At 67.7% G+C, this 23,683-nt stretch carries 25 protein-coding genes; 13 read left to right on the top strand and 12 right to left on the bottom strand.

Annotation, left to right across the window (positions count from 1 at the left end; all coding sequences use genetic code 11):
• Nucleotides 1-2: 2 nt before the first annotated feature.
• The 4 genes from AWC14_RS05105 to clpC1 all read left to right on the top strand — a co-directional run bounded on the left by AWC14_RS05105 (nucleotide 3) and on the right by clpC1 (nucleotide 5,619).
• Nucleotides 3-818, top strand: coding sequence for a type III pantothenate kinase (locus tag AWC14_RS05105; protein WP_045382829.1), 816 nt, complete (start codon nucleotides 3-5; stop codon nucleotides 816-818).
• Between the two features lie 24 nt (nucleotides 819-842).
• On the top strand, nucleotides 843-2,342 hold the full coding sequence (gene lysS / locus AWC14_RS05100; RefSeq protein ID WP_045382833.1) for a lysine--tRNA ligase: 1,500 nt from the start codon (nucleotides 843-845) through the stop codon (nucleotides 2,340-2,342).
• Nucleotides 2,343-2,459: 117 nt separating this feature from the next.
• Entirely contained in the window at nucleotides 2,460-2,795 is a 336-nt protein-coding gene (gene lsr2, locus AWC14_RS05095) for a histone-like nucleoid-structuring protein Lsr2 (RefSeq protein WP_045382835.1), read from the top strand.
• 268 nt (nucleotides 2,796-3,063) lie between these two features.
• Complete coding sequence (clpC1, locus tag AWC14_RS05090) at nucleotides 3,064-5,619, top strand: ATP-dependent protease ATP-binding subunit ClpC (RefSeq protein ID WP_045382838.1); 2,556 nt, start codon at nucleotides 3,064-3,066, stop codon at nucleotides 5,617-5,619.
• Between the two features lie 12 nt (nucleotides 5,620-5,631).
• Here clpC1 and nicT read toward each other — a convergent pair whose 3' ends face one another.
• The 3 genes from nicT to mhuD all read right to left on the bottom strand — a co-directional run bounded on the left by nicT (nucleotide 5,632) and on the right by mhuD (nucleotide 8,511).
• Nucleotides 5,632-6,708, bottom strand: a complete 1,077-nt coding sequence (nicT, locus tag AWC14_RS05085; protein ID WP_045382841.1) for a Nickel transporter NicT — start codon at nucleotides 6,706-6,708, stop codon at nucleotides 5,632-5,634.
• A gap of 143 nt (nucleotides 6,709-6,851) precedes the next feature.
• Nucleotides 6,852-8,231, bottom strand: a complete 1,380-nt coding sequence (locus AWC14_RS05080) for a serine hydrolase (protein ID WP_428838944.1) — start codon at nucleotides 8,229-8,231, stop codon at nucleotides 6,852-6,854.
• On the bottom strand, nucleotides 8,194-8,511 hold the full coding sequence (mhuD, locus tag AWC14_RS05075; protein ID WP_045382847.1) for a mycobilin-forming heme oxygenase MhuD: 318 nt from the start codon (nucleotides 8,509-8,511) through the stop codon (nucleotides 8,194-8,196). The genes AWC14_RS05080 and mhuD overlap by 38 nt, the downstream gene beginning before the upstream one ends.
• 14 nt (nucleotides 8,512-8,525) lie before the next feature.
• On the opposite strand from mhuD, the gene AWC14_RS05070 reads away from it, so the two are divergent.
• A complete protein-coding gene (locus tag AWC14_RS05070; protein ID WP_142281558.1) occupies nucleotides 8,526-9,290 on the top strand; it encodes an alpha/beta fold hydrolase in 765 nt (254 codons plus the stop codon).
• On the opposite strand, the gene AWC14_RS30300 is transcribed toward AWC14_RS05070, so the two are convergent.
• Together AWC14_RS30300 and AWC14_RS30295 are read right to left on the bottom strand one after the other, a co-directional pair.
• Complete coding sequence (locus AWC14_RS30300) at nucleotides 9,254-9,772, bottom strand: alpha/beta fold hydrolase (RefSeq protein WP_158089867.1); 519 nt, start codon at nucleotides 9,770-9,772, stop codon at nucleotides 9,254-9,256. The genes AWC14_RS05070 and AWC14_RS30300 overlap by 37 nt on opposite strands.
• Nucleotides 9,773-9,775: 3 nt before the next feature.
• Complete coding sequence (locus AWC14_RS30295) at nucleotides 9,776-10,108, bottom strand: alpha/beta fold hydrolase (RefSeq protein ID WP_158089866.1); 333 nt, start codon at nucleotides 10,106-10,108, stop codon at nucleotides 9,776-9,778.
• Nucleotides 10,109-10,116: 8 nt separating this feature from the next.
• On the opposite strand from AWC14_RS30295, the gene AWC14_RS05060 reads away from it, so the two are divergent.
• Nucleotides 10,117-10,743: a TetR/AcrR family transcriptional regulator gene (locus tag AWC14_RS05060; RefSeq protein ID WP_045382854.1), complete on the top strand. Its 627-nt coding sequence runs from the start codon at nucleotides 10,117-10,119 to the stop codon at nucleotides 10,741-10,743.
• Here the strand turns inward: AWC14_RS05060 and AWC14_RS05055 are convergent.
• Entirely contained in the window at nucleotides 10,720-11,625 is a 906-nt protein-coding gene (locus AWC14_RS05055; protein ID WP_045382857.1) for an HhH-GPD family protein, read from the bottom strand. The genes AWC14_RS05060 and AWC14_RS05055 overlap by 24 nt on opposite strands.
• Between AWC14_RS05055 and AWC14_RS05050 the strand changes: the two genes are divergently transcribed.
• A complete protein-coding gene (locus tag AWC14_RS05050; RefSeq protein ID WP_045382860.1) occupies nucleotides 11,624-12,250 on the top strand; it encodes a carbonic anhydrase in 627 nt (208 codons plus the stop codon). The two genes, AWC14_RS05055 and AWC14_RS05050, sit on opposite strands and share 2 nt — an antisense overlap.
• Before the next feature lie 3 nt (nucleotides 12,251-12,253).
• Here AWC14_RS05050 and AWC14_RS05045 read toward each other — a convergent pair whose 3' ends face one another.
• The 3 genes from AWC14_RS05045 to AWC14_RS05035 all read right to left on the bottom strand — a co-directional run bounded on the left by AWC14_RS05045 (nucleotide 12,254) and on the right by AWC14_RS05035 (nucleotide 14,507).
• Nucleotides 12,254-12,574: a DUF732 domain-containing protein gene (locus AWC14_RS05045; RefSeq protein WP_045382863.1), complete on the bottom strand. Its 321-nt coding sequence runs from the start codon at nucleotides 12,572-12,574 to the stop codon at nucleotides 12,254-12,256.
• Nucleotides 12,575-12,637: 63 nt separating this feature from the next.
• A complete protein-coding gene (locus AWC14_RS05040; RefSeq protein ID WP_045382866.1) occupies nucleotides 12,638-13,303 on the bottom strand; it encodes a response regulator transcription factor in 666 nt (221 codons plus the stop codon).
• Nucleotide 13,304: 1 nt separating this feature from the next.
• Complete coding sequence (locus AWC14_RS05035; RefSeq protein ID WP_045382903.1) at nucleotides 13,305-14,507, bottom strand: sensor histidine kinase; 1,203 nt, start codon at nucleotides 14,505-14,507, stop codon at nucleotides 13,305-13,307.
• A gap of 134 nt (nucleotides 14,508-14,641) precedes the next feature.
• On the opposite strand from AWC14_RS05035, the gene AWC14_RS05030 reads away from it, so the two are divergent.
• From AWC14_RS05030 to AWC14_RS05020, 3 genes are read left to right on the top strand one after another with little or no spacing between them, the layout of a single operon-like run.
• Complete coding sequence (locus AWC14_RS05030) at nucleotides 14,642-14,968, top strand: hypothetical protein (RefSeq protein WP_045382869.1); 327 nt, start codon at nucleotides 14,642-14,644, stop codon at nucleotides 14,966-14,968.
• Nucleotides 14,961-17,804 (top strand): MMPL/RND family transporter, encoded by a 2,844-nt coding sequence (locus AWC14_RS05025; RefSeq protein ID WP_052425659.1) that lies wholly within the window; start codon nucleotides 14,961-14,963, stop codon nucleotides 17,802-17,804. Before AWC14_RS05030 ends, AWC14_RS05025 begins: the two co-directional genes overlap by 8 nt.
• Before the next feature lie 20 nt (nucleotides 17,805-17,824).
• Complete coding sequence (locus AWC14_RS05020) at nucleotides 17,825-18,628, top strand: hypothetical protein (protein ID WP_235216000.1); 804 nt, start codon at nucleotides 17,825-17,827, stop codon at nucleotides 18,626-18,628.
• Between the two features lie 4 nt (nucleotides 18,629-18,632).
• On the opposite strand, the gene disA is transcribed toward AWC14_RS05020, so the two are convergent.
• The 3 genes from disA to AWC14_RS05005 are packed head-to-tail and all read right to left on the bottom strand — an operon-like array spanning nucleotide 18,633 to nucleotide 21,774.
• On the bottom strand, nucleotides 18,633-19,742 hold the full coding sequence (disA, locus tag AWC14_RS05015) for a DNA integrity scanning diadenylate cyclase DisA (RefSeq protein WP_045382874.1): 1,110 nt from the start codon (nucleotides 19,740-19,742) through the stop codon (nucleotides 18,633-18,635).
• 14 nt (nucleotides 19,743-19,756) lie between these two features.
• Nucleotides 19,757-21,172 carry a DNA repair protein RadA gene (gene radA, locus AWC14_RS05010; protein WP_045382875.1) on the bottom strand — a complete coding sequence of 472 codons (1,416 nt, stop codon included), beginning with the start codon at nucleotides 21,170-21,172 and terminating at the stop codon, nucleotides 19,757-19,759.
• 35 nt (nucleotides 21,173-21,207) lie between these two features.
• Complete coding sequence (locus tag AWC14_RS05005) at nucleotides 21,208-21,774, bottom strand: copper chaperone PCu(A)C domain-containing protein (RefSeq protein ID WP_428838943.1); 567 nt, start codon at nucleotides 21,772-21,774, stop codon at nucleotides 21,208-21,210.
• A gap of 285 nt (nucleotides 21,775-22,059) precedes the next feature.
• On the opposite strand from AWC14_RS05005, the gene carD reads away from it, so the two are divergent.
• The 3 genes from carD to ispF are packed head-to-tail and all read left to right on the top strand — an operon-like array spanning nucleotide 22,060 to nucleotide 23,680.
• Nucleotides 22,060-22,548: an RNA polymerase-binding transcription factor CarD gene (gene carD / locus AWC14_RS05000; protein ID WP_045382876.1), complete on the top strand. Its 489-nt coding sequence runs from the start codon at nucleotides 22,060-22,062 to the stop codon at nucleotides 22,546-22,548.
• Between the two features lie 2 nt (nucleotides 22,549-22,550).
• Entirely contained in the window at nucleotides 22,551-23,213 is a 663-nt protein-coding gene (gene ispD, locus AWC14_RS04995; protein WP_081968257.1) for a 2-C-methyl-D-erythritol 4-phosphate cytidylyltransferase, read from the top strand.
• Nucleotides 23,210-23,680 (top strand): 2-C-methyl-D-erythritol 2,4-cyclodiphosphate synthase, encoded by a 471-nt coding sequence (gene ispF, locus AWC14_RS04990; protein ID WP_045382878.1) that lies wholly within the window; start codon nucleotides 23,210-23,212, stop codon nucleotides 23,678-23,680. The genes ispD and ispF overlap by 4 nt, the downstream gene beginning before the upstream one ends.
• Nucleotides 23,681-23,683: the final 3 nt, after the last annotated feature.

The following is a 23,683-nucleotide window of genomic DNA, read 5'->3' as shown; positions in this document are numbered from 1 at the left end:
TCGTGCTCCTCGCGATCGACGTCCGCAACACGCACACCGTCGTCGGCCTGCTCTCGGGATCCAAAGAGCACGCGAAGGTGGTGCAGCAGTGGCGCATCCGCACCGAAGCCGAAGTGACGGCCGACGAACTGGCGCTGACCATCGACGGCCTGATCGGTGACGATTCCGAACGGCTCACCGGCGCCGCCGCGCTGTCCACCGTTCCGTCGGTGCTGCACGAGGTGCGGGTCATGCTCGACCAGTACTGGCCGTCGGTGCCGCACGTGCTGATCGAACCCGGCGTTCGCACCGGTATCCCGTTGCTGGTCGACAACCCGAAGGAGGTCGGCGCCGACCGGATCGTCAATTGCCTGGCGGCTTTTCAGAAATACGGGTCGGCGGCAATCGTGATCGACTTCGGTTCGTCGATCTGTGTGGACGTGGTCTCCGCCAAAGGCGAATTCCTGGGCGGCGCCATCGCGCCCGGTGTGCAGGTGTCGTCCGATGCCGCTGCGGCGCGGTCGGCGGCGCTGCGGCGCGTCGAGCTGTCTCGCCCGCGCTCGGTGGTCGGCAAGAACACGGTCGAGTGCATGCAGGCCGGGGCGGTGTTCGGCTTCGCCGGGCTGGTCGACGGGTTGGTAAGCCGTGTGCGCGACGACGTGGACGGCTTCGCCGGCGACGACGTCGCGGTGGTGGCCACCGGGCACACCGCGCCGCTGCTGTTGCCCGAACTGCACTGTGTCGACCATTACGACCAGCACCTGACCCTGCACGGCCTGCGGCTGGTATTCGAACGCAACCGCGACAGCCAGCGCGGACGGCTCAAGACAGCCCGCTGACGGGCTGTTTTAAGCTGGCACGTCGTGAACTCCGCCGACCCGGATATTCCCGAGCAGTATCGAATCCGCCGCGACAAGCGTGCTCGGCTGCTGGCGGAGGGCCACGACCCCTACCCGGTGGTCGTGGAGCGCACCCACACGCTGGCCCAGATTCGGGCCGCCTACCCCGACCTGCCGGCCGACGCCACCACCGGTGAGCGCGTCGGCGTGGCCGGCCGGGTGATTTTCATCCGCAATTCGGGCAAATTGTGCTTTGCGACGCTGCAGGAGGGTGACGGCACCCAATTGCAGGTGATGATCAGTCTCGCGGGCGTCGGCGCCGAGGCGCTGGACGCATGGAAGGCCGACGTCGACATCGGCGACATCGTGTTCGTGCACGGCGAGGTCATCAGCTCGCGGCGCGGCGAGTTGTCCGTCCTGGGGGATTCCTGGCACATGGCGTCCAAGGCGCTGCGGCCGCTGCCGGTCGCGCACAAAGAAATGAACGAAGAGTCGCGGGTGCGGCAACGCTACGTCGACCTGATCATCCGCCCGCAGGCCCGCAGCGTCGCCCGTCAGCGAATTGTCGTCGTCCGTGCAATACGCAACGCGCTCGAACAACGCGGGTTTCTTGAGGTCGAGACACCGATGTTGCAGACATTGGCAGGGGGCGCGGCGGCGCGGCCGTTCGTCACGCACTCCAATGCGCTCGACATCGATCTCTACCTGCGGATCGCGCCGGAACTCTTCCTCAAGCGCTGTGTGGTCGGTGGGTTTGACAAGGTGTTCGAACTTAATCGCGTGTTCCGAAACGAAGGGGCCGATTCCACACATTCGCCGGAATTTTCCATGCTGGAGACGTACCAGGCGTATGGAACGTATGACGATTCGGCAGTTGTGACCCGCGAGCTTATTCAACAGGTGGCTGACGAGGCGATCGGCACCCGACAACTTCCGTTGCCGGACGGCACTATCTACGACATCGACGGAGAATGGGCCTCGATACAAATGTATCCGTCCCTATCCGAAGCGATCGGTGAAGAGATCACACCGCAGACCGCTGTCGAGCACTTGCTCAGCATTGCCGATCGGCTCGGTATCGAGATACCCGCCGACCGCGGATATGGGCACGGCAAGCTGGTCGAGGAACTCTGGGAGCACACCGTCGGCGCCCGGCTCACCGCCCCCACCTTCGTGCGGGATTTCCCTGTGGAGACAACGCCTTTGACCCGGCAGCACCGCAGCATCCCCGGTGTCACCGAGAAATGGGATTTATACCTGCGCGGTGTCGAACTGGCCACCGGATACTCCGAATTGATCGACCCGGTGGTGCAGCGCGAGCGATTCGCGGCACAGGCGCGGGCGGCCGCGGCCGGCGACGACGAGGCGATGGCACTCGACGAGGATTTTTTGGCCGCCCTCGAGTACGCCATGCCGCCGTGTACCGGAACCGGAATGGGTATCGATCGGTTGTTGATGGCTTTGACTGGCCTGTCAATTAGAGAGACAGTTTTGTTCCCGATTGTTCGTCCGCACACCAACTAACTACTCAGCGACCGTGATCGTGGTATTGAATACCATGCACGGCTATGGCAGATTAGTGCCACGGGGCGGACAATGTGACGTGCACAGTAAGTGCACAGGAAGAAGTTGAGGGAGCTAATGGCGAAGAAAGTGACCGTCACCTTGGTCGATGATTTCGACGGTGAGGGCGCCGCCGACGAAACCGTCGAATTCGGGCTCGACGGAGTGACCTATGAGATTGATCTTTCAAGCAAGAATGCCAACAAACTGCGTAGCGACCTGAAGAAATGGGTCGACGCCGGCCGTCGGGTGGGCGGTCGCCGGCGCGGACGTTCCTCCGGTCGCGGCCGTGGGGCCATCGACCGCGAACAGAGCGCTGCAATCCGGGAATGGGCCCGCCGCAACGGGCACAACGTCTCGACCCGCGGCCGCATCCCGGCCGACGTCATCGACGCATTCCACGCGGCCACCTGACCCGCGTGGCGACGATGCAGAGCGCGAAGCGCGATGAGGAGAAGCCGCGCGATCTGACCTAGGAATTCTTTCGCTGGTGGCGAACTGATCACCCGATAGCGCCGGGAAACGTTTCGGCGATTACGGCGTTCCATTGGTATCGCTTTGGTGCGGCCGACCGTGAGGTAGGAAGCCCGGCCGGCCGCCCATTACAGTGGATGGCAGGTACGCAGGGACCAACCCAAAGCCCGCCGCAGTACCGATGGTGAGGGAGAGCAGGTAACCGCCAATGTTCGAGAGATTTACCGACCGTGCCCGCAGGGTCGTCGTCCTGGCGCAGGAAGAGGCCCGGATGCTCAACCACAACTACATCGGCACTGAGCACATCCTGTTGGGCCTGATCCACGAGGGCGAAGGCGTCGCCGCGAAGTCGCTGGAATCGCTGGGCATTTCGCTCGAGGGCGTGCGCAGCCAGGTCGAGGAAATCATCGGCCAGGGCCAGCAGGCGCCGTCGGGCCACATCCCGTTCACGCCGCGCGCCAAGAAGGTGCTGGAGCTCTCCCTGCGGGAAGCGCTGCAGCTTGGCCACAACTACATCGGCACCGAGCACATTCTGCTCGGGCTGATCCGGGAGGGCGAGGGCGTCGCGGCCCAGGTGCTGGTCAAGCTCGGCGCCGAGCTGACCCGGGTGCGCCAGCAGGTGATCCAACTGCTGAGTGGCTACCAGGGCAAGGAGACCGCCGAGGCCGGCACCGGAGGCCGTGGCGGCGAGTCCGGCTCGCCGTCGACGTCGTTGGTGCTCGACCAGTTCGGCCGCAACCTGACCGCCGCCGCGATGGAGGGCAAGCTCGACCCGGTCATCGGCCGCGAGAAGGAAATCGAGCGGGTCATGCAGGTGCTCTCCCGTCGCACCAAGAACAACCCGGTGCTGATCGGCGAGCCGGGTGTCGGCAAGACCGCCGTCGTCGAGGGCCTGGCGCAGGCCATCGTGCACGGCGAGGTCCCCGAGACGTTGAAGGACAAGCAGCTCTACACGCTGGACCTGGGTTCGCTGGTGGCCGGCTCGCGCTACCGCGGTGACTTCGAAGAGCGGCTGAAGAAGGTGCTCAAGGAGATCAACACCCGCGGCGACATCATCCTGTTCATCGACGAGCTGCACACGCTGGTCGGTGCCGGTGCCGCCGAGGGCGCCATCGACGCCGCGAGCATCCTCAAGCCCAAGCTGGCCCGCGGTGAGCTGCAGACCATCGGCGCCACCACCCTCGACGAGTACCGCAAGTACATCGAGAAGGACGCCGCGCTGGAGCGCCGCTTCCAGCCGGTGCAGGTGGGCGAGCCGACGGTCGAGCACACGATCGAGATCCTCAAAGGTCTGCGCGACCGCTACGAGGCGCACCACCGGGTGTCCATCACCGACAGTGCGATGGTGGCCGCGGCAACCCTGGCCGACCGCTACATCAACGACCGGTTCCTGCCGGACAAGGCCATCGACCTGATCGACGAGGCCGGTGCCCGGATGCGGATCCGCCGGATGACCGCGCCGCCCGACCTGCGCGAGTTCGACGAGAAGATCGCCGAAGCCCGCCGCGAGAAGGAGTCCGCGATCGACGCGCAGGACTTCGAGAAGGCCGCCAGCCTCCGCGACCGCGAAAAGCAACTCGTGGCCCAGCGCGCTGAGCGCGAAAAGCAGTGGCGCTCAGGCGATCTCGACGTCGTCGCCGAGGTCGACGACGAGCAGATCGCCGAGGTGCTGGGCAACTGGACCGGAATCCCGGTGTTCAAGCTCACCGAGGCCGAGACCACCCGGCTGCTGCGCATGGAGGAGGAACTGCACAAGCGGATCATCGGCCAGGAGGACGCCGTCAAGGCGGTCTCCAAGGCGATCCGTCGCACCCGCGCAGGGTTGAAGGACCCCAAGCGGCCGTCGGGTTCGTTCATCTTCGCCGGCCCGTCCGGTGTGGGTAAGACCGAGCTGTCCAAGGCGCTGGCGGAGTTCCTGTTCGGCGACGACGACGCGCTCATCCAGATCGACATGGGTGAGTTCCACGACCGGTTCACCGCGTCGCGGTTGTTCGGCGCCCCGCCGGGATACGTCGGCTACGAGGAGGGTGGCCAGCTCACCGAGAAGGTGCGGCGTAAGCCGTTCTCGGTGGTGCTGTTCGACGAGATCGAAAAGGCGCACCAGGAGATCTACAACAGCCTGTTGCAGGTGCTCGAGGACGGCCGGCTCACCGACGGGCAGGGCCGCACGGTCGACTTCAAGAACACCGTGCTGATCTTCACGTCCAACCTCGGTACCGCCGACATCTCCAAAGCGGTGGGCCTGGGCTTCTCGCAGGGTGGCGGTGAGAACAACTACGAGCGGATGAAGCAGAAGGTCAACGACGAGCTCAAGAAGCACTTCCGCCCGGAGTTCCTCAACCGGATCGACGACATCATCGTCTTCCACCAGCTGACTCGCGACGAGATCATCCGGATGGTCGAGCTGATGATCGGCCGGGTGGAAAAGCAGCTCAAGAGCAAGGACATGGCGCTGGTGCTGACCGACAAGGCCAAGGCGCTTTTGGCCAAGCGGGGCTTCGACCCGGTGCTGGGTGCTCGTCCGCTGCGACGCACCATTCAGCGCGAGATCGAGGACGCGCTGTCCGAGAAGATCCTGTTCGAGGAGGTCGGCCCGGGCCAGGTCGTCACCGTCGACGTGGACGACTGGGACGGCGAAGGCTCCGGCGAGGACGCCAAGTTCACGTTCACCGGGAGCCCCAAGCCCGTGGAGCCGGTCGGGCCGGATCTGGCCAAGGCCGGTGCGCACAGCGCGGGCGGGGCGCACAGCGCCGCCACCGAGTAAACCGCTGGCGGTTTACTCCGGCCGGGCCGGCTGCCAGCGTGCCTCGACTCCTGCCAGCTTCCAGTAGGCGATCGCGCCGGCCCAGGTGACCGCGAACAACCCGACGATCGCGACGCCGGCGTTGTTAAGGTCGATGTTGCTGATCCAACTGGTAACGGGGTCAACCCAATTGAGGTCGTCGTGCAATATCGACACCAGCTCGATCGACCCGATCAGCAGCGCCACCGCAATCGACAACCCGGTGACGGTGAGGTTGTAGTAGATCTTGCGGACCGGCTGCAGGAACGCCCAGTCGTAAGCGGCGGTCATCAGTAAGCCGTCGAAGGTGTCCATCAGGCTCATGCCTGCCGCGAACAGCAGCGGCAGCACCAGCACGGCGTACCAGGGCAGCCCGGCGGCGGCGCCGGTGCCGGCCAGCGCCAGCAGCGCGACCTCGGTGGCGGTGTCGAAGCCGAGACCGAACAACACGCCGACGGGGTAGATCTGCACCGGCCGTTTGATGCGGTTCATGATCGGGCGCAGCAGCCGGGCCAAAAAGCCGCGGTCGTTCAACGCGGCTTCGAGCTCTTCGTCGGAATAGTCGCCGCGGCGCAGTTTGGTGAAAGCGCGCGATATCCCGATCAACGCAATGATGTTCATGGCCGCGATCAGGTAGAGGAACAGGCCGGAGGCCAAGGTGCCGGCGAAACCGAGCGCGCGTCGCGTGGGCGAGTCGTCGTCGACCAAGACGCCGACCGCGTGGGCGCCGACGATGACCAGCACCGCCATCACCAGCACGATCGTGGAATGGCCCATGGCGAACCAGAACCCGACAGATTTCGGTTTGTGGCCGTCGGTCATCAGCTTGCGCGTGGTGTTGTCGATCGCGGCGATATGGTCGGCGTCGAATGCGTGCCGCAGCCCGAACAAGTATGCGGTAAGCCCCAAACCGGCACCGAAGATCTGGCTTCCGGCGTGATAGTGGCGCGGCGCGATGATCATGAACAGCGTCACGAAGCCGACGAGATGCATCAGCGCGATCGCGCCGAGCAGCACACTGATCTCGATTCGGTCGCGACGAGTCCAGCCCGTTGAAGCCAACCGAAACATCAGACCGCCTTCCGAGGATTACGCGTCCTCATCCGCGATGTGACGGGAAGGTCTGGCTTCCAGCGTGCAACGCTGGTCACAGTGGCGCGACCGCACCGGAATACGCACCGGTTTCCTCGCCGTCACATGACTACCGCGAAAGACTAGCGCGGCATCGGCAGCAGCGCGAAGACCTGCCTGGCGATCTGCAGCATCCAGCCGGTCACCCTCGGCCCGTGGTCGCGGCCCCAGTTCAGCTGGAAACTGACCACCCACGGCTGACCGGTGTGGTCCACCGCGTACCAGCTGAACGTCAAGTCACCTGGCAGGCCACCGGCTTTGGCGCCGATGTACGGCCACACCCGCCGGTCCAAGTCCACGCCGGGCACCGCGGACATGATCTGCTTGACAGGCGCGGCCTTGCCGACCGCGGCGGCCTGCAGCGCCGCATGGACACGGCAGATGTCCTCGGCGCTGCCATACCACTCCGCGCCGAAGCCCGACGCCGGCGTGTGCGCGCGCGTCGGATCCGGTTGGTATACACGGGAATTGGCCTGCTGCAGCAACTGGGCGCGGGCTTGCGGGTTGACCGCCTGCTTCCACTGCTCGCGCACATCGGGTTTTCCCCAGGCGACCGAGAACAACTCGTACATCGTCGGGAATGGCGTCATGCTGGCCGGGTCGTGATGGCCGGCCGCGACCAGCGCGTTCTCGACGGCGTGTGGTCCCACCTTTCCGATCAGCAGGTCGGTGGCCATGTTGTCGCTGGTGGCGATCATCTTCTCGGCCGCGGTACGGACCGAAATATGCGCTCCCACCGGCAATTCCAATCCGGAACCGACCGCCTTGCCCTTGTCGGTGACGGTCAGCTGGTCGTCCCAGGAAACCGTTCCGTCGTTGACCGCCTGGGCGACGGCGTAGAGCACGTACAACTTGAAAATCGAAGCCAACGGCAGGGATTCGGCGGTATTGGTGCCCGCCACTCGATCGCAGTGGCCGTCGTCGACCTTGGTGACTTGCCACGAGTAGCGGGCACCGGTCCGTGTCAACGTGGCGTCGACGTCACGCCAGGAGGAGATGACAGGAGCCTGCGTGGTGACGTCGAACCCGTCGACCAAAGTGGCGTCGTCGGTGTGGATCCGGACGTTCTGGCGCGCGCCGTAGGACGTGATGAGCTGCAAGGTGGCCGCGCCGGCGCTGATCGCGACGTCGCCCACGGTGAAGGGGCGGTCCCACCAGAGCTCTTCCATCGAGCGCTCGACCGACTCCACCATGTCGGGTGCGGCCAGCGTACGCACTCCGACCGGGCCGATCGGCCAGTCCGAGTTGAGCATGTCGACGGTCTGCTTGGCCCGCATGCCGGGCGGCGTCCTGGTGTCGATCCGCACACCGGCATCGGCGGCGTTCGCGGACGGCGCGGGTGGTGGGCTGCAACCCGGGGCCAGGGCGGTGACCAGCGTGGCGACGGCGCCCAGCGCCGCCGCGCGATGCCGTCCCCGGCGCGGGCTATGCCTTCGAGCCAGAGCCGGCAACGTCCAGCACAACCTCGAATTCCAGCAGCGACGCCCCGGTCGCCACCGGGTTGGCCCGGTGGCCGGCGTGGGCCTCGATGGCGGGCCCGGTGGCCCAGGCCTGGAAGGCTTCCTCGGATTCCCACTGGGTCACCACGAAGTAGCGGTCTTCGCCCTTGACCGGGCGAAGCAGCTGGAAACCGAGGAATCCGGGCGAGTTCTCGACGGCGTGCGCGCGGTGTGCGAACCGCTTCTCCAGCTCGGGGCCGGCGTCGGCAGGCACCTCGATTGCGTTGATCTTCACCACTGGCATGCCGCCAGGCTACCGTGCCGGACATGACCGCCGACCTGTTGACCCATCGCGGCGGGCGCGGCCGGCCGGTGGTGCTGGTGCACGGTCTGATGGGGCGCGGGACCACGTGGTCGCGTCAGCTGCCCTGGCTGACCCGGTTGGGCGCCGTGTACACCTATGACGCGCCGTGGCACCGCGGCCGCGACGTCGCCGACCCGCACCCGATCAGCACCGAACGCTTCGTGGCGGATCTCGGCGACGCGGTGGCCGCGCTGGGCGTACCGGCGCGGCTGGTCGGCCATTCGATGGGCGCGCTGCACTCCTGGTGCCTGGCGGCCGAGCGTCCTGACCTGGTGGCGGCGCTGGTGGTCGAGGACATGGCGCCGGATTTCCGCGGCCGCACCACGGGACCCTGGGAGCCGTGGCTGCACGCCCTGCCAGTCGAATTCGGTACTGCCGAGCAGGTATTCGCCGAATTCGGCGATATCGCCGGGCGCTACTTTCTGGAATCCTTCGATCGCACCGCGACTGGCTGGCGGCTGCACGGCCACGTCGAACGATGGATCGAGATCGCCGCCGAGTGGGGCACCCGCGACTACTGGGCGCAATGGAAGGCGGTGCGCGCGCCGGCGCTGCTGATCGAAGCCGGCAACTCGGTCACGCCGCCCGGGCAGATGCGTGCGATGAGCGAAACAGGCTGTCGGACAAGCTATATACGTGTTCCCGAAGCCGGCCATCTGGTGCACGACGACGCCCCGGAGGTCTACCGCGAGGCGGTGGAATCGTTTCTGGCGGGGTGACGGGCCAGCAGGTCCAGCAGCGCAGAGGTCACTTGGTCGGGCCGCTCTTCCATGACGTAGTGGTCGGCGCCGCGCAGACGCGTCAACGTTGCGCCCGGGATCCGCTCGGCGAGTTCCTCGGCGGTCCGAAACGGGATGTACGCGTCACGGTCGCCCCAGATAATCGCGGTCGGGCAGTCGATTTCAGCAAGTCGCGGGGCCAGCCACGGCACCAGGGGCAGATGGTAGTGCGCGAAGAACTCGGTGAACGTTCGCTTGCCGCCTGGCTGGTCCATCCAACCGAGGTACTCGGTCTCGAGATCGGTGTCGAAGCATCCAAGGTCGCGATAACGGCGGAACGCAACATGATGCAGCGTTCGCACGGGTAGGCGGCGCACCACGCGTGTGCCGATGCGATGCGTGGCCAGCCACCGCTGCCCGAGCGAGAAGTTGTAGAACCATGGCCGAAAAACACCGTGCGCCCGGCTGTTCAGCAGCGCCAACCGCTACACGCGCTCGGGGTGGCGCAGGGTGTAGCCCAGGCCGAGAAATCCGCCGTAGTCGTGTGCGATGAGGTTGAAGCGCTCCAAGCCCAGTCGCGCCACGAGCCGCTCGATGCGGTCGACTTCGTCGTCGTAGCTCGGCGAGGTCGCGGGTGGCTCCGAACGGCCGAAGCCGGGCCAGTCCGGCGCGATGACCCGGTGGCGCGCCGCCAGCGCGGGAATTTGATGCCGCCAGCATGATGAGCTTTGCGGGTAGCCGTGCAGCAGCAGCACCGGCTCCCCGCTGCCGGTGTCGACGTAGTGCACCCGTCGGCCGTCGATATCGCATGTCATCATTTTGTACAATGTCGTATAAAAATATGGAACCGACAAGAAGGCCGCGGGGCAGGCCGCGGCGCTACGATCCCGACGTCGCGCTCAAGCAGGCCCGGGACACGTTCTGGCGCAATGGCTATGGGGCGACGTCGTTGGACGAGCTGAGCGCGGCAATGGGCATGAACCGGCCGAGCATCTACGCGGGGTTCGGTGACAAGCGGGAACTGTACGAGGCGGCGGCTGCTCGCTACGCCGCCGACAGTCACGCGGCGTTGGCCCGCGAGTTGGCGAAGCCGCGGCCACTGCGCGCCGCGTTGCGCGCCGTCTACCAGAACGCACGAAAGTTCTACCTTGCCGGCGACGACGGGCCGCGCGGCTGCTTTCTGGTCGGCACGGCCGTGACCGAGGCCAGGCGCGACGAGCGCGTCGCAGCGATCGCCGAGTCGACCTTCAACGGGTTCACCGAGTTGTTCGCCGAGCGGTTCGACCGGGCCAAGCGGGAGGGGGAGTTATCGTCGGCGGCGGCGCCGCGGGCCCTTGCCGAGGTTGCGACCGCCGCGCTCGTCACCATCGCCGTGCGCGCTCGGACGGGAGCAACGAGCAACCGGATTGGTCAGATTATCGACGCGACTTTAGCGGTCCTCCTCGCCGACTAGGGCGTAGCGGCCGTCGGGCATCCGTGTCACCAGGCCGTCGGCGAGAAGCGACTCCAGCGCGCGGTCCCGCTGCGCGGTATCGGTCAGCCACGCCACGTCCAGCTGCGCGCGAGTGACCGGAGAAGCATTGTCCCGCAACACATCCAGCAGTCGGCCGCGCACCTGGCGGTCGGTGCCGGCGTAGGTTTGCGCGCGGCGTGCCGGCCCCTCGGCCGGCGGATACCCGAGTTCCCGCCATCGGCACCCGGTAACCGGGCATAGTCCGCATTTCGGCGCCCGGGCGGTGCACACCGTCGCGCCCAGTTCCATCAGCGCCGCCGAAAAATGATGCGCTACTCCGTTTTCGGGCAACAATGCGGCGACGTCGGCGTGGTCACGGGCCGCCGACGGAGCGCGGGCATCGGCGCGGCCGTGCACAGCGCGAGCCACCACCCGGCGCACATTGGTGTCCACCACGGGCACCGGTTGGTGGTAGGCGAAACAGGCCACCGCCCGCGCGGTGTAGGAACCGACCCCGGGCAGTGTCATCAAGGTGTCGACGTCGTCGGGCACCACGTCACCGTGATCGCGTGCGATCACCGTCGCGCACTCGTGCAGGCGTTTGGCCCGTCGGGGATAGCCGAGCTTGCCCCAGGCGCGCAGCACGTCGGCCGCGCTAGCCGCCGCCGTCGCCGATGGGGTGGGCCAGCGCACCACCCACTCCGTCCAGATCGGCAAGACGCGGGCCACCGGCGTCTGCTGCAGCATGAACTCGCTGACCAGGATCTGCCATGGACTGACGCCGGGATCGCGCCACGGCAGGTCGCGCCGCGACCGCTCGTACCAGCTCAGTAGGTCCTCCGCCGCGACGATCATCGGCCGGTACGGCAGAATGTGCGCCATGCCCAATACCAATCCCATAACCGCGTGGAAGGCACTCAAAGAGGGTAACGAGCGGTTCGTTGCCGGCAAGCCCGAACATCCCAGCCAGAGCATCGAGCACCGGGCGAAACTCGCCGAGGGGCAAAAGCCCACCGCTGTGGTGTTCGGGTGCGGCGACAGCCGGGTGGCCGCCGAGATCATCTTCGACCAGGGCCTGGGCGACGTGTTCGTGGTGCGCACCGCGGGGCACGTGATCGACTCCGCGGTGCTGGGCTCGATCGAGTTCGCGGTGACGGTGCTCGACGTGCCGCTGATCGTGGTCCTCGGCCACGACAGCTGCGGTGCGGTGAAGGCGACGCTGTCCGCGCTCGACGACGGGGTACTGCCCGGCGGCTATGTGCGCGACCTGGTCGAGCGGGTGACGCCGTCCATCCTGCTGGGCCGCCGGGAGGGCATGAGCCGGGTCGACGAGTTCGAGGCGCGGCACGTGGTCGAGACCGGCGCGCAGCTGATGGCCCGGTCGACGGCCATCGCCGAGCGGGTCGCCGCGGGCACGCTGGCGATCGTCGGGGTCACCTATCACCTGGCCGACGGGCGCGCGGTGCTGCGCAACCACATCGGCGAGATCGGCGACGAGGTGTCGTAGGGGTCAGCGTCCGAGCCCGAGATATTGCGGGCAGTAAGCGCTTTCGGCGGCGCTGACCACGAACTCCGCCTGGAATAGCGATAGGTTCAGCGCGCCCATCACAGGACCCAACGCCGGGGCCTTCGACCACTTGGGCAACGTGGTGGCCAGCCCGGAAACGTTGTCGCACACGCCGCGACCCGCTGCGACCAGCTCTGCGGGATCTCCTGTAATCCCCTGGTCGGCAAGGGCTTTCAGGAAGGTGTCATCGGCCGAATCCGCATGCGCCACCGCGGTGGGCGCCACGGCGATCGCCAGCAATGCCGCCAACGCGTATATCTTCACCGTCGGCCCGGTTAGTGACCGAACCTCAGAACTGGCTGCAAAGTCCTTGGCAACAACCTTGAGTCAACCCGCGCAGCGCGGCGTGACGATGCCATGGTCGTAGGCGTAGACGATGGCCGCCGCGCGGTCGCGCAGGTTGAGCTTGACGAAGATCCGGCCGATGTGGCTTTTGACTGTCAGCTCGGAAATGCAGAGCTCGTCGGCGATTTCGGCGTTCGACCGGCCCTGCCCAACCAGCCGCAACACGTCGCCCTCACGCGCGGTCAGTTCGGCGACGGCTTCCGGGCGGTGTTCACCGGCGACCCGCCGATACGTGGCCAGCACGCGTGAGGTGACCGCCGGGTCGAGGTAGCAGTCGCCCTGGGCGACCGCCCGCACCGCGCGGATCAGCTCCTCGGCCGAGGAATCCTTGAGCACGAATCCCGACGCACCGGCACGCAGCGCCCCGGAGAGCAGCTCGTCGTCGTTGAACGTGGTCAGCGCCAGCACCGGCGGTGAGTCGGTTGCGGCGAGGCGGCGGGTGGCCTCGATTCCGTCGACCCGCTTCATTCGCAGGTCCATCACCACCACGTCGGGGCGATGCGCGGCGACCGCGTCGCAAACCTCGTCGCCGTCAGCGCATTCGGCGACGATGACGAATCCGTCTTTGCGGCGCAGGATCCGGCGCAGGCCCGAGCGCACAAGGTCCTGGTCGTCGACCAGCACGACGGAAATCTCGGTGGTGCCCATGTCAGAGTGGGCACCGCCGCGTGCGTGAGCTCGAGTCGCTCAACGGAATCTCGGCGCGCACAGACCAGCCGTTGTCAGACGGCCCGGCGTCGATTACGCCGCCGAGCAGCTCCACTCGTTGGCGCATGCCGGCCAGCCCGTGGCCGCCTCGCGATGCCGGCGTGGCCCCGACCGCCACCGGCACCGCATTGACCACCGACAGCGCCGCGGCTGATGGCGAAATCACCAGCTGCACTGTGGCTTTCGATTCGGGCGCGTGTTTGGCGATGTTGGTCAGCGATTCCTGGGTGATCCGGTAGAGAGCCAACCCGACCGCGGCCGATACCCGATCTGGGTCGCCCTTGGTGCGCAGTGTGACCGGTAACCCCGCCTGGACGAAATCGTCCACCAGATCGGGGATGTCGGCGATTTCCGGTTCCGGGGCCATCTTGGCCGGACCGGCGTCGAGCAGCCCGACCGTGCGGCGGATATCGGCCATCGCCTGACGGCCCAACCGCTCGGCATCGGTCAGCGCGTCGATCGCGTCCTCGACGTCGCGGTCTTGCTGCAGCGCGTGCCGCGCGCCTGTCACGTGAAGCATTGTGACGGAAAGGGAATGGGCGATGACGTCGTGCACCTCGCGGGCGATCCGTCGTCGCTCGTCGGCCACGGCGTGCTCGGCCAAATCCGCCTGCATCTCCTGCTGCTTGACGATCAACCGCGCCTGGATTCGGGTCAGAATGCCGGTCAGCCAGCCCATCGCGACCATGCCCAAATACACCGGGAGCTCGTCAAGCCGATGCATCCCGGCAGCCACCACCAGCAGCGCCGCCGCCGATCCGAGGGCAAATGTCCCGTAAAGCACTGGCGCCAGTGCAGCGGTACACCCTAGCGCCACCACCAGCAATACCGGCGCCACGTCGCCGTCGACCGGTGTGGAGGTCGCGAAGAGCAGGATGGTTGTCGCCGCAAGCGAGGTGGCCCAAACCAGGCCGGGCAGAAACTTCACTCCAGCCAGGAAGAACAGCAGCAACGGCGCTAGCGCCAGTAGTGCCGCACTGCCGGCGGCGGGCAGGTCGGCGCGGCCGCGCTGCAGAATCGACGCGACCAGGAACAGCACCATGGCGGTGTCGACCATGACTACGAAGTTCCAGGAATACCCGGGCGGTATCAGGTCGCCGCGTTGCCGCACCCGATCGCACACGAAATCGATCACGCGCCTCATCGGCTCATCGTAGAAGGGTTTCGGCGGGTCGCACATCATGCTGCAGACGGAGTTCGACTCCGACCGTAGTAGGAGCCCGAAAACCGAACCCTGGCACGACGACGGGCGCGCCCCACTTCCCTAGCGTCACTGACATGACGTGGACACACCTGCACGAGCGAATGGCCTTCATGGCCGACCTGATCGAACGGGCCGCCGAAAACCCATATGCGGCACTGCATTTCAACGGCAATCTGCCCGACGTCGAGCGGCTGTTCGGCAGCGAGGAGGGGCTGCTGCTGTTGCTGCAGCAGCGCTGGATCACCGCGGTAACCGCACGGCTGGACGGCGACATCTCGGTCGAGCAGGCCCGCGCCGAGATCGCGGCTGCCGAGCCGGGGCTGCGCGCACAGCTGGATGCGGCCGCCAAGCGGTCCCGACGGCTGCAATCCGTACAGCGCGAGGAGCAGACCGTTGCGTGAACTGCTCGGCCGCGCCGCGCGTTTCACCGGCCGTCACGCCGTACTCATCGTGGTCTCTTGGGTTGTGGTGGCGGGGCTGGCCAACGTATTGGTGCCGCAGCTGGAGCGGGTCGTCGCGTCGCACTCCCGGTCGTTCATGCCGGCATCGGCGGCGAGCTCGATCGCGGCCAGGCGGTCGGCCGAACTGTTCGGCAACGTACCCAGCAACAACATCAATTATGTTGTGCTGGAACGTGACCAGCCGTTGCGGTCGGCGGACCGCCACTACTACGACACCCTGGTGTCGGTGTTGCGATCCGACACCGCCCACGTCAGCGCCGTCACCGACCTGTGGGCGCTACCCCTCACCGAATCCGCGGCGCTGAGCCGCGACCGGCATGCCGCGACTGTGATGCTGCGCCTGTCGGGGATGCTGGGGACCTCTGCGGCCGCCGACGCGGTCAGCGCAGTGCGCCACACGGTGGCTCGTCTGGCGCCGCCCGACGGTTTGCATGTCCACGTCACCGGGCCGGGCGCGACCATCTCCGACGAGTTCGCCGCCATCGACCGGCAGATGCTGCTGATGACCGCGGCCACGATCGCCGTGATCCTGATCCTGCTGCTGATCGTGTATCGATCACCGGTCGCCGCTGCCATCCCGCTGATCACGGTGGGCCTGGCCCTGGCCGTGGCGCGTCCATTGGTAGCGCTGTTGGGCCGGCACGGCCTCGTGGAAGTGTCGCTGTTTTCGGTGGCGCTGATCGCGGCAATGCTGCTCGGCGCGGGAACCGACTACGCGATCTTCCTGATCGGCCGCTACCACGAGGGCCGAAGACGCGGAGTCGACCCGGCCGCGGCGCTGGAGCAGGCGTACCGCGGCGTCGCGCCGGTGGTGGTGGGATCCGCGCTGACGATGGCGGTCGCGTTGGCCTGCCTGGGCCTGGCTAAAGTCGGCATGTTTCGCAGCGTCGGAATGCCTTGCGCCATCGGGATTTTAGCCGGGATGGTGGCGGCGCTTACGCTGACGCCGGCGCTGATCAGCCTGGCCGGGCGTCGTGGCCTGTTGGAACCCCGGCCGTCGATGATCGCGCGCCGCTGGCGGCGAATCGGGGTGATCGTCGCGCGCTGGCCCGGGCCGGTGTTGGTCGCCAGCGGCCTCGTCGTCCTCGTCATGGCGTTGCCGGTGGCCGGACTGCGGCCCGGCTGGAACGAACCGCGGGCCACGCCGGCCGGCGCCGATTCCAGTCGTGGTTATCGGGCGATCGACCAGCACTTCCCGGCGAACCAGCTGTTTCCCGACGTAGTGACCGTCGGGGCCGACCACGACCTGCGCACTCCCGCGAGCCTGATCGCCATCGAGCGGATCTCACGCCAGATCATGGCGATACCTGGCGTGAGGATGGTGCAGTCGGCCAGCCGACCGGCCGGGGCCGTGCCCGACGAGGCGACCCTGAGCCACCAGGCGAGCCTGCTGGGTGAGCAATTCGGCGCGGGCATCGATTCACTGGTACAGCGTCTGCAGCGGGTGGGTGAGCTGGACGCCATGTTGTCGCGGATGGCCACGACGGTGGACCAGCTCGGCCGGGGCATGGCCGGCAGCGCCGCCAGGCTGGGCGAAATCAACTCGGGCGCCGACGATATGCGGGCCGGATTGGACGGTTTGCAGACCAGCATCAACACGGTGTCGGAGTACCTGGACCCGTTGCGCGGCTTTGTCGGCAACACTGCCGACTGCCCGGCCAACCCGATCTGCTCGGCGGTGGCCCGCGTCGTCGAACCCGTCGACGCCGTCGTCCATAGCTCCGGCGAAATATCCACTGGGGCAGTCAAATTGACATCAGGATCGGGCACGGCCACCGCCGGCTTGGCAGGGCTGCCGCGGACCTTGCAGTCGATGCGCGACGTGCTCGGCCAGGCCCGGGATGCCACCGGCGACCTGCGGGACACCCTGGGCTCGCTCGGCCCGCAGGTGCACGAGCTCACCGACTACCTGCGCGAGCTGGACGCCGGGTTCCGCAGCAGCGCCGCGGGTGGCTTCTACCTGCCGGCGCGCGCGCTGTCAGACCCGAGATACCGAGAAGTGTTGAAAGACTTGATGTCTGCCGACGGACACGCAACCTATTTGCTCGTCTACGGCGATCGCAACGAGTGGGGAGCCGACGGCGCGCGCCGCGCCGAGCAGGTCCGCACCGCGGTGGCCGAAGCCACCAAGGAGGGCACGCTGACGCCCACCGAGGTGGACCTGGCCGGGGTGGGCCCGGTGACCAGCGACCTGCGGGTCTTCGTCGCCCACGACTTCCGGCTGCTGGTGATCGCGACGCTGGCGCTGATCTTTCTGATCGTCGCGGTGATGCTGCGCAGCCCGGTGGCGGCAGCGGCGGTGATGGGGACGGTCATCGTCTCGTACGCCTCGGCGGTGGCGGTCAGCGGACTGGTCTGCCGATACCTGCTCGGACAGGAAATGCACTGGGCGGTGGCGCCGATCGCGTTCATCGCGTTGGTGGCCGTCGGCGCCGACTACAACCTCCTGCTGGCGATGCGCCTCCGCGAGGAGGTCCGCGCCGGCATCGGGACCGGCATCGTGCGGGCCTTCGCCGGCACCGGCGGGGTGGTGACGACGGCCGGCGTCGTCTTCGGGATCACGATGTTCGCGCTGATGGCCAGCACAGTGCAGCCCGTCGCGCAGACGGGGCTGACCGTCGGCGTCGGGCTGCTCCTGGACACGTTGATCGTCCGGACGTTCCTGCTTCCCTCGCTGGTGGCGCTGCTGAATCGCTGGTTCTGGTGGCCCCGCCGGGTCACGGCCCCGCGGACCAGCCTCGCGACACGCCGAGAACGGTCGCTCGTATCCGTGTGACCTGGGCTTACGGTGTGAATGTGCTGGATCTGGAACCGCATGGCCCGTTGCCGCCGGAGATCTACTGGCGGCGAAGAGGGCTGGCGTTGGGCATCGCGGTCGTCGTGATCGGAATCGTGGTCGCGACCATCGTCGCGATCATGAGCAGCAGCGCGGGCGCCAAAACCAGCGACAAGCCCACCGCCACGCCGCAGGCCAAGTCCCCGATTCAGCAGCCCCAGGTGGAGACCCCGGTGACGCCGCCGGCGGCGCAGAACCAAGCCCCCTCCGAGACGCCGACCGCGGCGGTGCAGCCGCCGCCGGTGCTCAAGGAAGGCGACGACTGCCCCGACTCGACCCTGGCCGTCAAGGGCCTGACCAACGCGCCTCAATACGTGATCGGCGACCAGCCGAAGTTCACCATGGTCGTCACCAACATCGGGCTGGTGGCCTGCAAACGCGACGTCGGTGCCGCGGTGCTGGCCGCCTACGTCTATTCGCTGGACAACAAGCGGCTGTGGTCCAACCTGGATTGCGCGCCGTCCAACGAGACGCTGGTGAAGACCTTCGCGCCGGGCGAGCAGGTGACCACCGCGGTGACCTGGACCGGGATGGGCTCCGCGCCGCACTGCCCGCTGCCTCGCCCCCCGATCGGGCCGGGCACCTACAACCTGGTGGTGCAACTGGGCAACCTGCGCTCGGCGCCGGTGCCGTTCATCCTGGCCGCCCCGGGACCGCCGGGCGCACCCGGCGCGCCGCCGCCCGGAACGCCGCCGCCGCCCGGCTTGCCCGCACCCGGCGAGCTCGGGCCGCCGCCCGGTCCGGCGGCTCCCGGCGGCAACTGAGCAGCTACCTGATCGGGTCGGCGATCGTCTCGGCCAAGTGCGAGAGCCCCTCTCGCACGTGCCGGGCCCACATCTCGCCGATGCCCTCCACCGACTGCAGGTCGCTGGCACTGGCCGCCAGCAGCCCCTGCAGCGAGCCGAACTCGCGGACCAGCCGGTCGACGTGGGCGAACTGCAGCCGCGGAATGCCGGCCATCGCGCGGTAGCCGCGCGGGCTCATCGACGAGTCCTGGGCTTCGGCGGTCGAGGGGTAGCCGAAAACCTTTGCCAGCACGGTGAAGTCGAGCAGCTCGGTGTCCGACAGGGCGTCCAGCTCGTCGAGAGTGGCGGTGACCTCGGCCACCGACAGCGGCTCGGGGTTGGCGTGGTAGTCGCGCACGATCAGCTCCCGCGCGGTGTCGTTACCGCCGAGCAGCTCCTCGAGCTGCAGCCGCAGCTGACGACCGTCGGTGCCCAGTTCGACGACGTCGTAGTCAATCACCAGGCCGATCCGGCGGACCAATTCCAGCCGCTGCACCACGGTCATCACCTCGCGCAGCGTGACGAAGTCCTCGATCTCCGCCCTGGACAGCTGGCGGCTGACCTCGTCGAGCCGGATCTTGTAGCGCTCCAGCGTGGCGATGGCCTGGTTGGCCCGCGACAGGATGGTCGCCGAGTCGGCCAGCACGTGGCGTTCGCCGGCGACGTAGACGGTCACAATGTTCATCGAGTGGCTGACCGAGACCACCGGATAGCCGGTCTGGATGGCGGCCCGCTCGGCCGAGCGGTGCCGGGTGCCGGATTCGTCGGTGGGTATCGACGGGTCGGGCACCAGCTGCACGTTGGCCCGCAGGATGCGGCTGCCGTCGGTGGACAGCACAACGGCCCCGTCCATCTTGCACAGCTCGCGCAGCCGGGTCGGCGCGTAGCGGACGTCGAGGGAAAAGCCGCCGTCGCAGATGGCCTCCACGCTGTCGTCGTAGCCGAGCACCACCAAGGCACCGGTGCGGCCGCGCAGGATGCGCTCCAGGCCGTCGCGCAGGGCAGTGCCCGGCGCCAGCCGGCCGACGGCCTCACGCAGGGTGGGCCGCGCCGCCGGCACCACGCCGATTCTGGTCGCCTTGCTCGCAGTCATTACCAGCCATTGTGCTATGCGGGCGGCGGATCCAGCAGGCGCAGTGGCGGTGGAGTGTTGGCGGCGCGCTCGACGATGTCGAGCATGTGGTGTAGCGCGACGACGATGGTGGCCGCCTCCAGGACCCGCAAACCGGTCGGCGCCGCGCCGCATCCGGGCGGAATCAGCGCGGTGGTGAAGCCCTGCCGGGCCGCTTCGGCCAGCCGGCGGTCCATGCCGGCGACCCGGCGCAGATCCCCCGCCAACCCGACCTCGCCGATCATCACCGCCGTGGTGGGCAGCGGCAGGCTCGCGTAGGCCGAAGCCAACGCGGTCGCCACGGCGAGGTCGGTCGACGGGTCGGTCAACCGCATGCCGCCGACGGTGGAAAGGAACGTGTCGTTGACCGAAATCCTTAGTTGCGCATGCTTTTCCAGCACCGCGATGATCATCGCGGTGCGGGCATGGTCGATACCGCTGACGGCGCGGCGCGCACGGCCGTCCGACGGTGTGGCCAGCAGCGCCTGGACCTCACCCACCAGCGGGCGCTTGCCGTCCAGCGTCACCGTGATCGCAGTTCCCGGAACCGGATGCGGCCGCTGATCCAAAAACAGGCCGGAGGGGTCGGTGACGCCGTCGATGCCGCCGTCGTGCAGCAGGAAGCACCCGACTTCGTCGGCCGCGCCGAACCGGTTCTTGATTCCGCGAACCATCCGCAGAGCGGAGTTGCGATCGCCCTCGAAATGCAGCACGACGTCGACCAGGTGTTCCAGCGAGCGCGGCCCGGCGATGGCCCCGTCCTTGGTGACGTGGCCGACCAGGATCATCGCCACCCCGCTGGTCTTCGCCGCGGCGGTCAGCGCAGTGGTCACCGCGCGGACCTGGGTGACGCCGCCCGTGACACCGTCGGCATCCGTGCTCGACATGGTCTGCACGGAGTCCACCACGACCAGCGTGGGCCGCACGACGTCGATATGGCCGAGCACTGCGTGCAGGTCGGACTCGGCGGCCAGGAAAACCTCGTCGTGGCTGCAGCCGGTCCGGTCGGCGCGCATCCGGATCTGGCCGAGCGACTCCTCACCGGACACGTACAACGCTCGGCGACCGGATTGCGCCCATTGGTGGGCGACCTGCAGCAGCAACGTCGACTTGCCCACCCCGGGGTCGCCGGCCAGCAATGTCACCGACCCGGGCACCACACCGCCGCCGAGCACCCGGTCGAGCTCGTCGACTCCGGTGGGGCAGTGCCGGGCGCTGCGCGGTTCGACGGAGCTGATCGGCACCGCGGCAGAGGCCGGCGCTACCGGCCGGCGAGCGTTGCCACTGATCGCTGACAGCACCGCCACTTCGTCGACCGTGCCCCACGTGCCGCATTCCAGGCAGCGACCCACCCATTTAGGGGTGACATGGTGGCACTCCGAACAGCGGTATTGCGAACGTCCCTTGGCCACGGACCGACGGTATCCGCCGGGTACGACATCGTGGCCTAATGATGCTCGGCAGGCGTCGGCGTTTCACTTTGGCGCAGTGCCAGACCGGCCGAAATCGGCACCGGCAGGCTTGCGCTGCCCGCCTTTTCGAAAGTGAAGGTGAAGTTGTAGGTGAGCCCGTTGGTGATCGGCTTGGTCAACGCCACGGTCGCCTTCGCGGTGTGAGCGGGCTCCACGGCGTGGACGGCCTTGATGTTCTGACCGTCGGCGGTACCGACGAACAGCATCCCGGCCGCCGGCAGCCGGGTGTCGCCGGACAGCGTCACGGTGCCGATGTCGGTGGTGACGGCGACCAGTTTGTCGGCGGTGTCCGACGACTGGTTGCTGACCGCCGCCACCAGGTCCACGGAGTGGCCCGGCCGTAGGAAGTCACCGGTCTGGACCGCCTGGATGTGGACATTGCGCAGTGCGACGTTCTGGACGGCCGCCTGGGCGCCGTCGACGGCGGGCACCTGGGCGGCGGTCTGGGAGAGCTGGCCGCTGCCACAGCCGGTGAACGCGAGGGCGGCGCCGGCGGCCAGCGCAGCGACGGCCATCGAGCGGCGGTTGTCTAAGCGGTTCACTCAAAGCCTCCTGCTCAAGCCCGATTGCTCCTCGTCGCAATTCGACTATGCACAGTAGTAGGTCGGCCGGGTGGGCGGAAGCGCAGGGCGCTGGAGGCCGCCCGGGGCCGCGCAGTACGATCTTTGGGTGCGCTCTGCCGGGTTCCCAAAAGGTCGGTGCCAAGCACGAATTCAGCCTTCTGTCAACCCCTACTCTTCGCGTGCGGTGCCCCTGACCTGCACCGTTGTTCCGCGCGTGTCGAGGCGCCGTGTTAGGATTGAACCAACGAAAGGGGCTCGAACCAGATGATTTTTAAGGTCGGAGACACCGTTGTCTATCCACACCACGGTGCTGCGCTAATCGAGGCGATCGAAACCCGGACCATCAAAGGGGAACAAAAGGAATATCTCGTCTTGAAAGTGGCGCAGGGAGACCTCACAGTTCGAGTCCCCGCCGAGAACGCCGAGTACGTCGGTGTCCGCGATGTGGTCGGACAGGAAGGCCTCGACAAGGTGTTCCAGGTGCTGCGCGCGCCGCACACCGAGGAGCCGACCAACTGGTCGCGCCGCTACAAGGCCAACCTGGAAAAACTTGCCTCCGGCGACGTCAACAAGGTCGCCGAGGTCGTGCGTGACCTGTGGCGCCGCGACCAAGAGCGCGGCCTGTCCGCCGGCGAGAAGCGCATGCTCGCCAAAGCACGCCAGATCCTGGTCGGTGAGCTGGCACTGGCCGAAAGCACCGACGACGCCAAGGCGGAGACCATCCTCGACGAGGTTCTGGCCGCAGCCTCCTGACTGTGACGGGCACGGTCGCGGTAGTCCCGGCCGCTGGATCGGGTGAGCGGCTGGCCGCGGGTGTTCCCAAAGCGTTCTTCCACCTCGACGGGCGAACCCTGGTCGAACGCGCCGTCACCGGCCTGCTGGAATCGAAAGTGGTCGATCGCGTGGTGGTGGCGGTGCCCGCGGATCGCACCGACCAGGCCAAGCTGATCCTGGGCCACGTCGCCACGATCGTCGCCGGCGGGGCCAATCGCAGCGAGTCGGTCGCGCGGGCGTTGGCAGCTGCCGGTGAAACGGAGTTTGTGCTGGTCCATGACGCGGCCCGGGCCCTGACGCCCCCGCAACTGGTGGTCCGCGTCGTCGACGCGCTCCGGTCGGGTCATTCGGCCGTCGTGCCCGCCCTGCCGGTGCCCGACACCATCAAGGCCGTCGACGCCAACGGGGTGGTGCTGGGCACGCCGGAACGGGCCGGCCTGCGGGCGGTGCAGACACCGCAGGGATTTGCCACCGAACTGCTGCAGCGTGCCTACGAGCGGGCCGGCACCGCTGATTTCACCGACGACGCGTCGATGGTCGAGCACATCGGCGGGCAGGTCCACGTGGTCGACGGCGATCCGCTGGCCTTCAAGATCACCACCCGGCTGGACCTGCTGTTAGCGCAGGCGATCGTCAATCAATGAACGTCCGGATCGGTCTGGGCACCGATGTTCACCCGATCGAGCGGGGCCGGCCGTGCTGGCTGCTGGGCCTGTTTTTTCCCGACGCCGACGGCTGTGCCGGGCACTCCGACGGCGACGTCGCCGCACACGCGCTGTGCGACGCACTGTTGTCCGCGGCGGGGCTCGGCGACATCGGCAGCGTCTTCGGTGTCGACGACCCCCGCTGGGCCGACGTCAGCGGCGCCGACATGCTGCGCCACGTCGCCGAGCTCATCGGATCCGAAGGGTGGCGGCTCGGTAACGCCGCTGTCCAAGTCATCGGAAACCGGCCGAAAGTCGGCCCGCGCCGCGGCGAGGCGCAGGAGCTGCTGTCCGGGCTGCTGGGCGCGCCGGTGTCGGTGTCGGCCACCACCACCGACGGCCTGGGCCTCACCGGCCGCGGCGAGGGCCTTGCGGCCATAGCAACGGCGCTGGTAGTAGCCCGGTAAGCT

Source organism: Mycobacterium kyorinense, assembly GCF_002101735.1.
Lineage (GTDB): Bacteria > Actinomycetota > Actinomycetes > Mycobacteriales > Mycobacteriaceae > Mycobacterium > Mycobacterium kyorinense.
Note: the sequence above shows the minus strand (reverse complement) of the source record. Positions and strands in the feature narration are given on the sequence as shown.